The 13,956-nt window shown below is 45.7% G+C and carries 11 protein-coding genes; all 11 read left to right on the forward strand.

Annotated elements, in window-relative coordinates:
* Positions 1–47: 47 nt before the first annotated feature.
* The 11 genes from AC1ECB_RS27495 to AC1ECB_RS27545 all read left to right on the forward strand — a co-directional run bounded on the left by AC1ECB_RS27495 (position 48) and on the right by AC1ECB_RS27545 (position 13,953).
* Entirely contained in the window at positions 48–836 is a 789-nt protein-coding gene (locus AC1ECB_RS27495; RefSeq protein ID WP_485666723.1) for an IclR family transcriptional regulator, read from the forward strand.
* Between the two features lie 102 nt (positions 837–938).
* Complete coding sequence (locus tag AC1ECB_RS27500; RefSeq protein WP_485666724.1) at positions 939–1,829, forward strand: acetaldehyde dehydrogenase (acetylating); 891 nt, start codon at positions 939–941, stop codon at positions 1,827–1,829.
* A complete protein-coding gene (dmpG, locus tag AC1ECB_RS27505; RefSeq protein ID WP_485666725.1) occupies positions 1,826–2,836 on the forward strand; it encodes a 4-hydroxy-2-oxovalerate aldolase in 1,011 nt (336 codons plus the stop codon). Before AC1ECB_RS27500 ends, dmpG begins: the two co-directional genes overlap by 4 nt.
* A 30-nt stretch (positions 2,837–2,866) precedes the next feature.
* A complete protein-coding gene (gene ilvD, locus AC1ECB_RS27510; protein ID WP_485666726.1) occupies positions 2,867–4,546 on the forward strand; it encodes a dihydroxy-acid dehydratase in 1,680 nt (559 codons plus the stop codon).
* 58 nt (positions 4,547–4,604) lie between these two features.
* Entirely contained in the window at positions 4,605–6,539 is a 1,935-nt protein-coding gene (locus tag AC1ECB_RS27515) for a sigma 54-interacting transcriptional regulator (RefSeq protein WP_485666727.1), read from the forward strand.
* Between the two features lie 218 nt (positions 6,540–6,757).
* Complete coding sequence (locus AC1ECB_RS27520) at positions 6,758–8,005, forward strand: four-carbon acid sugar kinase family protein (protein WP_485666728.1); 1,248 nt, start codon at positions 6,758–6,760, stop codon at positions 8,003–8,005.
* 24 nt (positions 8,006–8,029) lie between these two features.
* Entirely contained in the window at positions 8,030–9,760 is a 1,731-nt protein-coding gene (gene ilvD, locus AC1ECB_RS27525; RefSeq protein WP_485666729.1) for a dihydroxy-acid dehydratase, read from the forward strand.
* A gap of 122 nt (positions 9,761–9,882) precedes the next feature.
* Positions 9,883–10,734, forward strand: a complete 852-nt coding sequence (gene panB, locus AC1ECB_RS27530; RefSeq protein ID WP_485666730.1) for a 3-methyl-2-oxobutanoate hydroxymethyltransferase — start codon at positions 9,883–9,885, stop codon at positions 10,732–10,734.
* 23 nt (positions 10,735–10,757) lie between these two features.
* Positions 10,758–12,065: an MFS transporter gene (locus tag AC1ECB_RS27535; RefSeq protein WP_485666731.1), complete on the forward strand. Its 1,308-nt coding sequence runs from the start codon at positions 10,758–10,760 to the stop codon at positions 12,063–12,065.
* A 171-nt stretch (positions 12,066–12,236) separates the two neighbouring features.
* A complete protein-coding gene (locus AC1ECB_RS27540; protein ID WP_485666732.1) occupies positions 12,237–13,013 on the forward strand; it encodes an SDR family NAD(P)-dependent oxidoreductase in 777 nt (258 codons plus the stop codon).
* Positions 13,014–13,164: 151 nt separating this feature from the next.
* Positions 13,165–13,953 (forward strand): electron transfer flavoprotein subunit beta/FixA family protein, encoded by a 789-nt coding sequence (locus tag AC1ECB_RS27545; RefSeq protein WP_485666733.1) that lies wholly within the window; start codon positions 13,165–13,167, stop codon positions 13,951–13,953.
* The last annotated feature ends 3 nt before the right edge of the window (positions 13,954–13,956 follow it).

The raw sequence follows: 13,956 nt of genomic DNA on the forward strand, positions 1-13,956 counted from the left end.
GAATATGCAAAATAATCACAAACAGTAGTTGATAATGCCGAACGGAGGTGGGCCTACTGGCTGGCAAAGTAGAAGGCGATAGAACCATTCAATCGCTATTTCGCGCACTTAAGATCGTAGAGTATGTAGCAGAGCATGGGAATCTCGCTGGTCTAATGGAAATAAGCAAAGGGCTTGACATAAACAAAAGTACGGTCCATGGTCTTATTGCTACTTTGGAGAAATGCGGCTATATGCGTCAGGACCCCAAGACCGGAAAATATTCTCTTGGGATAAAGGTTTTCGAGTTGGGACAGGCTTATATTGCTAATCTTGATTTGCGCCAAATTGCGTTGCCGTATCTAAAGGAACTATCACTTACTTATCAGGAAACAACGCATTTGGCGATACTTTCTGGTGAAGATGTTGTTTATATAGAAAAAGTGGATGGTTTGCGCTCTGTTGGCATACGCTCGCAAGTCGGAGGGCGCAACCCGGCCTATTGTACAGGCGTCGGGAAGGTGCTGCTGTCCGGGTTAGATAAACAGCAAATCGAAAATTTGTATTATGACAAAGTATTGCAAGAGTACACGAGTAATACAGTGAAAAATTTGCCGGAACTGATTAGTCAGATACAGCAGGTACGCAAGCAGGGATATGCTTTTGATAGTGAGGAATTTGAACAAGACCTGCAATGCGTTGCCGCGCCGATAAAGGATAGTTCTGGCACAATTATCGCCGCAATTAGTCTTTCGGGACCGGCTAGCAGGCTGCTGGCTTCGCAAATGGATCAGATTGCCATTGAAGTAGTAAGAACTGCCAAAAAGATTTCCCTTCAATTGGGATTTAGGGACTAACCAAAGGGGGCTTGGAGGCAGGTTTTTTTTAAGTGAAAATGAGAACAGTGTTTGGTAATGTCGAACTAATATAGTAGTGTCACAAGAGAAGGGATGATTGATTTGGAGCAAAAGAAATTGCGGGCAGCCATTATTGGTCCCGGTAATATTGGAATTGACCTAATGATGAAGATTCGGCGCAGCGAAAATTTGGAACTGGTGATGATGGCAGGTGTTGTTGCTGCATCGGAAGGGTTGAGAATGGCAAAGGAATTTGGTATTGCCACAAGTGCCGAAAGCATTGACGGTGTGTTGGCGTATCATGCTACCAACAAGATCGATTTTGTTTTTGATGCTACCGGTGCCAGACCGCATACCATGCATGCGCCGTTATTAAAAGAAGCAGGGATTTTTGCGATTGATCTAACTCCGGCTGCCTTCGGTCCCTATATGGTGCCGGCAGTGAATATGGAGCAGCATATCAATGAATGCAACGTCAATATGGTCACCTGCGGTGGACAGGCAACTGTGCCGATTGTCTATGCGATTAACCGGGTAGCAGCGGTCGAATATGCGGAAATTGTTGCCACACTTAGCAGTCTGAGTGCCGGTCCGGGGACCAGGCAGAACATTGACGAATTTACTCAGACTACCCGCGATGCATTGGTGAAGGTTGGCGGGGCAAAAAAAGCTAAGGCAATTATTATTCTCAATCCGGCCGAGCCGCCGATCATGATGCGCAATACGATCTACACCAAGTGTGATACCAGTAAAATCGCAAGCATTGTCGATTCTGTGCAGGCAATGGTAGCAGACTTGAGGCAGTATGTACCAGGCTATCATTTGAAAGTGCAGCCATATGCAGACGGTGACCGCGTGGTTACTATGGTGGAAGTTGAAGGTAGGGGAGATTACCTGCCCAAGTACTCTGGCAATCTTGATATTATTACGTCCGCTGCCGTAGCTGTTGCGGAACATTACGCAAAACTGAAGTCCGGGGAGGTAACAAAATGAAATCAATTCGAATTTTCGATACAACACTGCGCGACGGAATGCACGCCGTTAGTCACCAAATGACGCCGGAACAAATGGCAACTATTGCTGCCCGGCTGGATGCGGCCGGTGTAGATACCATTGAGGTGGGTCATGGCGACGGTGTCGGTGGATCATCTATGCAGTACGGTTTTGCCAGAGCTACAGACGAAGAGTATTTTAAAGCGGTTGCTAAAGTTTTAAAGAAAACGAAGTTTGCTGTTTTACTAATTCCGGGGATTGGCACAGTAGAAGACTTGGAGGTTGCTATGGAATACGGGTTGAACACCGTACGGGTAGCTACCCATGTCACTGAAGCCGATACCGGTGAACAGCACATTAAATTTGCCAAACAAAATGGACTGGAAACCATCGGATTTCTGATGATGTCACATATGGCGACACCGGAAAAAGTGGTGGAACAAGCCAAAAAATTTGAAAGCTACGGCGCAGACCGGATCAATATAACCGATTCAGCGGGAGCAATGCTGCCGGTCGAAATCAAAATCAGGATTGAGAGCGTATTGGAGGCGGTATCTGTTCCGGTGGGTTTTCATGCCCATAATAATTTGGGCCTGGCAATCGGCAATACGTTGGCGGCGCTTGAGGCCGGTGCAACGTCGGTAGATGGTACTATACGCGGACTGGGTGCCGGGGCCGGCAATGCTCAATTGGAAGTGTTGACTGCCGCGATGAGCAAAGCCGGTTATGAGACCGGGGTTGATTTTTATAAACTAATGGATCTGGGAAAAGATATTATTGACAATATAATGGACCGTCCCCAGATTATCAGCAATGATGCTTTGGCCATTGGCTATGCTGGTGCTTACGGCAGTTTTATGCTCCATAGCCGGCGGGCAGCTGAAAAATTTGGGGTAGATGCACGTGATATCTTACTGGAACTCGGACGCCGGAAAACGGTAGGCGGACAAGAGGATCTGATTATTGACGTAGCCATCGAATTGGCTAAGAAAAAAGCCGCTTTATAATTTCGGTGAATAAAGGGAGGAATAGCTGGTATGGGAAATAGAAGTAATGATATTTTAAACAAACCTGATTGGTGTTTCAACCGGAGCGTATTTAAGTCAGTAGGGTTTTCTGATGATGATTTAAAACGTCCTGTTATTGGTATTGCCAACTCCTGGAATGAACTGGTTCCCGGTCATGCCAACCTGCGTCAGGTTGCTGAACATGTGCGCAAAGGTATCTATCGGGCTGGCGGGACAGTTGCTGAATTTGGCGTTATTGGTGCTTGTGATGGTACTGCCCAGGGGCATGCGGGCATGCACTATATTTTGCCGTCGCGCGACTTAATTGCTAATGATGTTGAGGTAATGGTGGAGGCTCACCGGTTAGATGGTATTGTTTTGCTGGGTTCCTGTGATAAGATTGTCCCCGGAATGTTAATGGCGGCGGCCAGACTTAAAATTCCGGCGATTTTCCTGGCTGGCGGGCCGATGCTTGGCGGCGTAACATTTGATAACCGGAAATCTGATTTAACAACAATGTCAGAGGCCTTGGGTATGCTAAAAAGTGACAAAATCAGCGGCGAGAGCTATGAGCAGTTAGAGGAACTATGTGGTCCGACCTGCGGTTCTTGCGCTTTTTATGGTACAGCTAACACCATGTGCTGCATGGCAGAAGCGCTGGGAATGTCTCTGCCGGGAGCGGCGCTTGTGCCTGCTGTTTATGCCGATAGGCTAAGGCTGGCGGAAAATACGGGTAAGGCCATAGTATCATTAGTAACTAGCCAAGTCACGGCTGACAAAGTCATTACCTATCAGTCACTGGAGAACGCGATCCGGGTATTGATGGCTACCGGCGGCTCGACAAATGCCGTTTTACACCTGTCGGCGATTGCGGCAGAACTGGGGATTGAGGCTGAGACTATGATGGCTGCCTATGACCGGCTCAGTCAGTCGACACCGCAGATTGCTAAGGTAAATCCGGCTTCGCAATACGATATGGAAGACTTTCATCAGGCGGGAGGAATCCCGAAGGTGATGCAAGAGATTCAGCAATTGCTTAATAAGGACAGCATTACAGTAACCGGTAAAACGGTAGAACAAAACCTGGCAGACTACAAATTTAAATATCCCTTTAATCATAACGTAATCAGTACCCTGGATAAACCTTTCGGTACGCAAAAGGGGTTAGCTATCTTGAGGGGTAATCTTGCGCCTGATACAGCGGTGACCAAGCCGGCGGCAATTGACCCGGCTATGCATGTGTTTACAGGCAGCGCTAAGGTGTTTGACAGTGAAGAAACCGCTGAAGCGGCAATATTAAATGGCGGTATTACAGCCGGTGATGTTGTCGTAATTCGCTATGAGGGGCCGAAAGGCGGACCTGGTATGCGGGAAATGTATAAAGCAATGAAGTATCTTTATGGTATGGGATTAGCCAAAAAGACGGCATTAATTACCGACGGACGTTTTTCAGGCACAAATAATGGTTGTTTTGTTGGCCATATCTCGCCGGAAGCGGCTGAGGGCGGACCGTTAGCTGCTGTAGAAAATGGTGATAAGATTACCATTGACATTACTAAGGGACTGTTGCAGTTGCATCTTTCGGATGAAGAAATTAGTGCAAGACTGGAAAAATGGCAACGACCTGAACCAAAATTTACCCGCGGCTATTTGGGGATCTATTCCAAACTGGCAAGTTCGGCGGCAAAGGGTGCTGTAATTAAGCTCTAAGCAAAAAATGACTGCCAGAGATTATTCCGGGTACCGCGCACGATGGGGAGGATTAACCTTGCAGACAAATAAAATTGCACTTATTGCTCCTAATAAGGATTTCACCTTGCGGGCTCTGGATTTATTTAGTGAATGGGGAGAAAAGATCCATGTGGCAGTGGCCTCACGGGAAGATAGTATTGTCATCGCGCAGCAGCTCAGCGAACGAGGGGCAGATGCACTTATTTGTTATGCGTCTTTTAATGAGACAATAAAAACAACAGTTAACATCCCCACTGTTTCCCTGCGGCCAAGTATGTTGGACATTTTGCGGAGTTTGCAAGGGGTCAAGGAATGGTTGGAAAAAAACAGGGAATGGGCCGGCGCTCAGCAGACGGTAGGGATAATCGGCGATGCCATTATTGCTGAGGCCACAGTTGTGGCTGACATCCTGGGAATTAAGACTACGGTTTTGTCTGATAGTCAGGCCGGAGAACTAGCAGAGCTTGCAGTTGTTGTCAGGGAAGTTGCGGATATAGCAAACAGTCAGGGCAGTGAACCAACATCTACTATAAATGACATTCCTTGTTTTTCGATAACCGTAGGCCATGAAACTGTGTTTAAGTCGGTACGTCAGGCGCGCGAGCTGGTTTTGGCTGGGCGTGTAGACAGGGTAAAGCTGGAACAGTTTAAGGCCGTTATGGAGTTTACCGGGGAAGGAATTGTTGCTGTTGACAGCCAGCGGCGGATTGCCTACATCAATCATACGGCAGAAAAATTATTGAATAAGAGTAAGGCGCAGGTTATTGGCAGTCTTGCCGCCACTATTTTTCCGGATGTAAATCTTGATGATACCTTGCGGTATGGACAAACGAGGGTTGCAGAAGTGAATGATGGCGACCAGGGATTTACCTGCCGGATTGTACCCATGCTTATCAGTGGACAAACCGTAGGTGCTGTTTTAACGATTGCCGAAGCGCCGTTTGCTGCTAAGGACAAAGATAAGGCGAGCAGGGCCCTTGCTGAAAGCGGCTATAAAGCTACCTATAATTTTGAGAATTTTATCACTGCGAACACCTTCATGAAGGAGACCCTGGAGGCGGCTAAAAGCTATGCATGTGTTGACTCAACAATTCTAATTAACGGTGATACTGGTACAGGCAAGGAAATTATTGCGCAAAGTATTCATAACTATAGCCAGCGCTGCCGGGGTCCCTTTGTTGCGGTTAACTGTGCCGCTTTGCCGGAAAGCCTGCTGGAAAGTGAGCTTTTTGGTTATGAGAGCGGAGCTTTCACTGGTGCTCGTAAAAACGGCAAGAAAGGCCTGTTTGAACAAGCCGATAAGGGGACGATTTTTCTTGATGAAATAGGCGAGGTCTCCTTAGGTATGCAGGCCAGATTACTGCGAGTGCTGCAGCAGCGTGAGATTATGCGGGTGGGCGGGGATAAAGTAATCCCTGTAGATGTGGGCATTATAGCGGCAACGCATAGAAATTTGCCTGACCTAATAGAAAAAGGAGTATTCCGCAGAGATCTTTATTATCGCTTAAGTATTTTACAGCTAAGGCTATTGCCGCTGTCGGCCAGACCGGAAGATATACCTTTATTGGTTGAAAATATTGCGAAAAAACTTTCAGCCAAGCTATTTAAACAGTCCTTGCAGTTTAGCGCTGGGGCTATAGATGTTCTGAGGCGTTATCAATGGCCGGGAAATGTAAGAGAATTGGCGGGTGTTATTGAGCGACTAATAATTCTAAAAAAAGATACCAATGTGACTAGCGATGATGTAAAAAAAGTTTTAGATGTCAGTGGCTGCCAGGCTGATGGCGTTAGAACGGTGCCTAACGGAACAATGGAAGAAATAGAATATGCCATAATAATGCAGGTTTTGAAAGAAACAGGCAGTCATGAGAAAGCAGCCAAAATTTTGGGGATTAGTACGACGACTATTTGGCGAAAAATAAAGCTATTTCAAAATGAAAGAAATGATTTCAATTTGCAACAAATCCAATAAAGCTCATTAAAGCTTAACTATTAAGCCAGGAATATAGTATTAACTATATTTCTGGCTTTCATTTTGTAATGTTATACTATTGGTATAAATTCAAATTAGTAGTGCTATTTCGACAATAACCTTGATATTGCTATGTTTTTGCGAAAATATAATCGCAACGGAAACTTGGCATGGAAAATGCATATACTAATAGGTAGAAATGAGGATGGAGATAGATAATGGAGCAGCTAGCGATTATTGCAGATAACCTGACTGGTGCAAATGATGCGGGAGTACAATTTCGGAAATTTGGTTTTGGTACTCAAGTTGTACTCAACCACACAGAACTAACAAACTACTGTACGGGAATTGATGTGATTTCAATTAATACTAACTCACGCAAGCTCTCGGCAGAGGTTGCCTATGACCGTGTCTATCAGGTCGGGTCTGCGCTTATTAAACTTGGTTTTCGACGCTTTTATAAAAAAATTGACTCTACCCTGCGGGGAAATATTGCTGAAGAAATAAACGCAACGATGAAATCGCTGGCGCTTACTCTCGCGATTATTGTTCCGTCCTATCCTGCTCATGGCCGAATTGTCGAAAATGGCTATTTGCAGATTGTACAGGGTTGGGGTGATAACAGCAGTTCGCTGCCTATCTGCTATGTTCCCTCAATAATAAAGCCTGCAGTTAAAATTCCTGTAGCGGTCTTACCATTGGCAGACGTACGGCAGGGTGAGAAAAAGCTTCGGCAAAAATTTACTGAGCTCTACACCGCAGGCATCAGCTTAATTGCGGTTGACGCAGTAACAGATGAGGATTTGCATACTATTGCTATTGCTATCAGTAAACTTGATATTCCTTGCCTCCCTGTCGGGTCTGCCGGGTTAGCAAGCAAATTACCGATTGCCTGGAAGGTGACTCAGCAAGCGCATTTAGGATTGCGGCAAGGTACTATGGTTGTCGCAGGAACCTTGAATCATGTTACTGCTGAGCAAATAATCAGTGTTTTAGATTATCCTAATACCGAGTTAATTGAGATTCAATCAAATGCAATTTATGATGGCAGGGTAGTGGAAGAATTGCAACAGGTGATAGCCAGGGTGGAGACAGCGTTAGATGACAGCAGGATTCCAGTAGTTGTAACTGATACGCTGCTTAAAAATCGTAATGACGCCGGAGCGCTAAGTTTGTCAATACAAGTGCAAAAGTATGGTCAGGCAGTAACCAATTTTCTGGCGGAGATCACCCAAAAAATTGTTAGGAAGCATGGGTTGCGCAATCTCGTTATCGCCGGTGATGGTACGACTACAAGTATTTGTCATACCTTGGGGATTGGACTCATTGATCTCGAACGGGAAATATTGCCTGGCATACCGGTTGGCAAAGTAGTTGGCAGCAGTTGTGATGGTGTGCACTTGGTTACAAAGGCCGGCGGTTTCGGCAAACGAAATTCACTCCGCAAAGTATTGGAATTATTATAGTAAAAAATTAAGGAGGTTGATTATATGAGTTGTGGTTGTAGTCGGAGTCAAAACTTACGAAAAGTCAATTATCAGGGAGATGGCCTGAGATCAGGAATGCAGTGGGAGGATGCAGATCTGGGAAAGCTTCAGATTTTGATTGATACCGTGCATGGTGACAGCCATCCTGGCAGCAGTCACTTAGGTGGACTTGCCGACGAAGCTAAAATAGGTGTTTATGAATCACAGGGAAAACCGGCCGTGTATGCAGTTACCGATATCTGTGATGGTATTGCCATGGCGCATGATGGAATGAATTATTCCCTGGCCAGCCGTGAAATCATGTCATTTATGTTTGAAATACATGCCTTGGCGTCACCCTTCGACGGCAGTATTTTCATGGCCTCTTGTGATAAATCAGTACCGGCGCAACTGATGACTATGATGCGTCTGGATATGGCTACTATCCATGTTACCGGCGGTTCCATGCTCAGCGGCCCTAATTTCATGTCTTCCGAAATTCTCTATGGAGCAGGCGATAAGTATGCTAAGGGCGAGATGACAGAGCAGGAATTAATGTATTATTCCCGTAACTGTTGTCCCAGCGCCGGTGCTTGTCAGTTTATTGGCACAGCAAGTACTATGCAATGTATGTCAGAAGCACTGGGCTTAGCCTTACCGGGCAATGCGCTGGCTGCTGCGTACACTACCCATCTGACCCGCTTTGCCCGTAGAGCCGGACGGCAAATTATTCAAAATGTAAAAGATTCATTGATTCCCCGTAAATTTATCAGCAAAAAGAACTTCATGAATGCCTTGATGGTTCATGCGGCGCTGGGCGGCTCAACCAATGCAATGCTGCATCTGCCGGCAATTGCCCGCGAAGTGGGAATTGCTATTGAGCAACAGGAGTTTGATGCTATTAACCGTGAGGTTCCGGTGCTTGTCAGCCTTAAAACAGGTGGGCAATGGCCGACAGACCTGTTCTGGTATGCAGGCGGCGTACCGGCATTGATGCGCGAACTGAAAGATATGCTGTACCTTGATGCCATGACGGTTACCGGCAAAACGGTTGGTCAAAACTTGGACGACCTGGAAGCTGTTGGTTGGTTTAATGAAGTAAACAGCTATTTAGCCAACTATAAAGTACAGGCCGGCGATATTGTAAAAACCCGCAAAAACCCTGTCAAGCCACAAGGTAATATCAAAGTCCTCAAAGGCAATTTGGCACCAGAAGGGGCAGTCATTAAGTTATCTGGTGTTGATGAGGCTATCCACAACTTTACTGGTACCGCGAGGGTATTTGATTCTGAAGAAGAGGCTGTCGCTGAGCTGCTGGATGGAAAAATTGGTCCCAAAACAGCGATATTCATCCGGTTTGAAGGCCCTAAAGGTTCTGGTATGCCTGAAATGCTGCGGACAACAGAAGCATTGTGGAATATGCCGGAACTGTCAAATAGTGTAGCCTTGTTCACTGACGGACGTTTTTCCGGCGCCACCAGAGGCCCGGCGGTAGGTCACATTGCTCCTGAAGCAGTGGAAGGCGGTCCCATTGCTTATCTGGAAGATGGCGATCTGATTAAGATGGATGTTGCCGCCCGCAAGCTGGATATTGTCGGTATTAAAGGCGAACCTGCTACTCCCGAAGAGGTAGCGGCAGTGTTGGCAGAACGTAAAAAGACGAAGGTATTCCCGGTGAAAGAAACAACACCATTACTAAGAATGTACAAGAAGCTAGCTCGTACCTGTACGGAAGGCGCAGGATTAGATATTTAAGGTGGTATTTGCTTTCTCCGATGACTAAGTCCGACTAAACTTCAACTGGGGTCCAACCCCCACCTGAAGCAAAGTCTAACTTTATAGAAAATTTATAGAAAAAAATGAAAAGAGGCGGTAGTATGGCGAAGAAAACAATTAATGATTTTGCTCAAATGGTGGAAAATGGTGAGAAGATCGTATATCTTACGGCTTATGACTATCTAACAGCCAAAATGGAAGAAAAAGCTGGCGTAGATATGATCCTGGTTGGTGATTCTCTCGGTATGGTAAGCTTAGGTTATGATACTACTTTTCCGGTAACTATGGATGACATGATTCGCCATTGCTCGGCTGTCCGCCGCGGCGCTCCTAATACCTTTATTGTTGGCGATATGCCATATATGTCTTACCAGACTTCCAATGAGCAAGCTATTGCTAATGCCGGTCGGTTCATAAAAGAAGCCGGTGCCGATTGCATCAAACTGGAAGGCGGCGGCCCGATGATTGCTGAGCGGATTAAAGCCATCCAGCAGGCTGGTATCCTGGTTATGGGTCACATCGGCCTGACACCTCAGCTTATGGGGCAAATCGGTGGTTACAGAGCCCAGGGTCGCAGCTCGGCGGCGGCCATGAAGATTGTCAATGAGGCCAAAGCAGTTGAAGCAGCAGGTGCCTTCAGCATTCTGGTAGAGGGCATTCCTACTGCTGTCGGCAAAGCCATTACTGAAAGAGCCGGGATTCCCATCCTGGGTATTGGCGCCGGTTCTTATACTCACGGTCAACTGCTGATTTATGCGGACATGGTTGGTATGTATGATAACTTTACACCAAAATTTGTTAAAAAGTATGCCAACGTCGGTGAAGTTCTGATAAATGCATTTAAAGAATATACGACAGAAGTCAGAAAGGGTCAATTTCCGATCGATGATGAACATACCTATAAGATGAGTGAGGCAGAAGTCAAAGAATTTTTAGCAGCATTGGATAAATAATAACTAAAACAAAGGAGGCTATTATGGGAACTGCAACAGTTAATGAGGAAAAAGTAATAAGTAAACTACGCTGGAAATTGTTGCCCTATCTGATGTTATTGTATATCGTAGCTATGATTGACCGGGTAAATATTGGTTTTGCTGCATTGCAAATGAACCAGGAATTGGGTATAACCCCAAGTATGTTTGGGTTTATTGCCGGCATCTTCTTTATCGCCTATTTCTTTTTCGAAGTACCTAGTAATGTAATTATGCACAGAGTCGGGGCCCGTATCTGGATTACCCGGATTCTTATCAGTTGGGGTTTGGTAACTGTATTTACCGGATTTATTAACACTTCAACCCAGTTTGGTATTCTGCGAGTTTTACTAGGTGTTGCCGAAGCTGGTTTCTATCCTTGTATCATTTTATATCTGACCTTCTGGTTTCCAGGTAAGTATTTTGCGAGTGCTGTATCCATCTTTATGTGCGGTATGGCATTGGCCAACATTATAACCGGCCCGATCTCCACCTGGATTATGGATAATATTCAATGGATGGGTTATGCTGGCTGGCGCTGGTTGTTCGTATTAGAAGGAGCACCTGCAGTACTGCTTGGATTTATCACCTATTTTACGATGGTTGACCGTCCAGAGCAAGCGACCTTCCTGGACAAAAATGAGAAACAATGGCTTATTGCCGAACTGAAAAAAGAGCATGAAGCCAAATTATCGCAAGTTCCAGCTAATAAATGGGATGTATTCAAAATGCCGAAAGTTTGGCATCTGTCCTTCTGCTATCTGTGCTACGTTATTGCCTTATACGGTTTGGGGTTATGGATGCCGCAGATCATCAAGGCTTTATCAAAAGCAATGAGTAACACCAACATTGGTCTTTTGTCCACCATTCCTTATATGTGCGGTGTAGTTGCAATGGTGTTTGTCGCCCGCCACTCGGACAAGACCGGGGAACGCCGGTATCATGGAGCATTGCCGATTTCGCTGGCCTTTTTTGGACTGATTGGCTTGACGATGACTACTGATTTGTATGTATCAATGGCGCTTCTTTGTGTAAGTACAGCAGCAATCTACTGCTTTGTTGGTACCTTCTGGGTCTTCCCGAATATGTATCTGACAGAAGCAACTGCAGCAGTTGGTATTGCTATTGTCAACTCGACAGGTAATCTTGGCGGTTTTTTTGGACCGTATGTTGTAGGTTTTCTCAAGGAAATGAGCGGTGGTTCTACGACCTTCAGCATGTACTTCCTGGCAGCCTTTGCTCTGATGGGGACGATCTCAGTACTAGCTCTTGGCAAGGGAAAAGCGGCAGCGAGTACGAAAACACAGCATTGAATAACGAAGTAGTTAATTAAAGGAATAAAAGGCAAAAGAGCTGCGGGGGGAACCTCACAGCCTTTTGTCTATCTATTTCGCCGTAAAGAATTTTGCAGGCACAGGCGGGTGGTGTATGTTGGTAACGCATTATCCGCCTGCAACTATGTAGATACTATTAGGAGGTACAAAATGGATTTACAGTTGACCGAAAAAGTAGTAGTTATTACTGGTGGTGCAGCAGGTATTGGCTCGGCTTGCGCAGCAGCCTTTCTCCAAGAGGGGTGCAGGGTGGCAGTATGTGGCCGCAGCCTTGAGAAGCTTGCTGCCTTCAAAGCCGATATGGCGGCAGCAGGATATGAACTTTTTGTTTATGTGGCTGATGTTGCTAAACCGCAGGAACTTGAGGGATTTGCCCAACAAGTGTATGATAAGTATGGAAGAATTGATGTTTGGGTGAACAATGCCGGAGTTTCTCATAAAGCAAAACTCCTGGAAATGTCCGCAACTGACTGGGACAATGTCCTGGATATCAATGTAAAGTCGGTATTTTTGGGGGCCCAAATAGCGGCCCGGTATATGCGGCAAGGCGAGGGCGGTGTTATCTTAAACGCATCTTCTTATGCCGCAGTTATTCCGTCAGCCGGTGGCGGGGCTTACGCTGCGTCTAAGGCAGCAGTTTCCAGTTTGACGCGGACGCTGGCTGCTGAACTCGCACCTTATAACATTCGCGTGAATGGCTATATTCCTGGTGTTATTGCTACCCAGATGAATGCCAGGCGTCTTGCCGAACAACCTGAGGCAACCTTAGGGCAGATTGCGCTTAACCGGGCTGGGGATGCCCAGGAAGTGGCGGCAGGAATCGTCTTTCTCGCATCCGGGGCTGCCGGTTATATTACGGGAATTGATTTGGAAATAAGCGGCGGAAAATTCGCTGTTCAGATTCCTGGTGAGCCCTGGAAATGGTAAATAGATCAAAAAACTCGCTATAAAAGTCAAAAAAATTGAAAGGGCTATGATAATTTTGTGTATAATGTATAGGTATGCAAATAATAGTTATGGAATGTGTGCTGCATAATGTCATTCAGAAAAGGTATAGATTTAGTGAGGTGACTATATTATGAATATCATTGTTTGTATTAAGCAAGTTCCGGGAACATCGGAAGTGGAAGTAGATCAAGAGACCGGGGTGTTAAAAAGAGAAGGCATTGACTCGAAGATGAACCCCTATGATCTGTATGCTATTGAGACCGCGATTAAGATGAAAGAAGAAAAAGGTGCCAAAATTAGTGTTGTAAGCATGGGTCCGCCTCAGGCCGCCGAGATTATCCGGGAAGCCTATATGATGGGTGCCGACGAAGGCGCACTGATTTCGGACAGGGTGTTTGGCGGCGCTGATGTATTGGCGACTTCCTACACTATTTCACAAGGAATACAAAAATTTGGTCAGTATGACCTCATTATTTGTGGCAAGCAGACAACAGATGGGGATACGGCCCAGGTAGGTCCGGAACTGGCAGAGTTTCTTGGAATACCTCATGTTACCAATGTAAAGAAGATTGTAGAAGTGAAAGAACACTCCATTATCGTGGACATGGACATGCCCCATGCTGTTCAAACAGTAGAAGTTAACTATCCCTGTCTTATTACTGTGGAAAAAGATATAAACCAGCCTCGCCTGCCTTCATTTAAACGGAAACTGGCGACAAAGAACCAAACAATACCGATGTATAGTTTTAAGGACTTTACCGATCAGAATGAAAATAATTATGGCATCAACGGTTCACCGACCCGGGTTATAAGGATATTTGCCCCTGAAGCCAACAATGACCGTGAAATGTGGAAAGATGCTCCCGACGTATTAGTCGACCGTTTGACCAATAAATTAAAAGAGTTAAAGTACGTGTAAAGG

It is taken from the genome of Sporomusa sp. 246TCP1, assembly GCF_057319775.1.

What these genes read in the sequence shown, in the direction of transcription:
- dmpG (WP_485666725.1), top strand. Translation starts at nt 1,826, where the DNA reads ATGAAATCAATTCGAATTTTCGATACAACACTGCGCGACGGAATGCAC.
- ilvD (WP_485666726.1), top strand. Translation starts at nt 2,867, where the DNA reads ATGGGAAATAGAAGTAATGATATTTTAAACAAACCTGATTGGTGTTTC.
- AC1ECB_RS27520 (WP_485666728.1), top strand. Translation starts at nt 6,758, where the DNA reads ATGGAGCAGCTAGCGATTATTGCAGATAACCTGACTGGTGCAAATGAT.
- ilvD (WP_485666729.1), top strand. Translation starts at nt 8,030, where the DNA reads ATGAGTTGTGGTTGTAGTCGGAGTCAAAACTTACGAAAAGTCAATTAT.
- panB (WP_485666730.1), top strand. Translation starts at nt 9,883, where the DNA reads ATGGCGAAGAAAACAATTAATGATTTTGCTCAAATGGTGGAAAATGGT.
- AC1ECB_RS27535 (WP_485666731.1), top strand. Translation starts at nt 10,758, where the DNA reads ATGGGAACTGCAACAGTTAATGAGGAAAAAGTAATAAGTAAACTACGC.
- AC1ECB_RS27540 (WP_485666732.1), top strand. Translation starts at nt 12,237, where the DNA reads ATGGATTTACAGTTGACCGAAAAAGTAGTAGTTATTACTGGTGGTGCA.
- AC1ECB_RS27545 (WP_485666733.1), top strand. Translation starts at nt 13,165, where the DNA reads ATGAATATCATTGTTTGTATTAAGCAAGTTCCGGGAACATCGGAAGTG.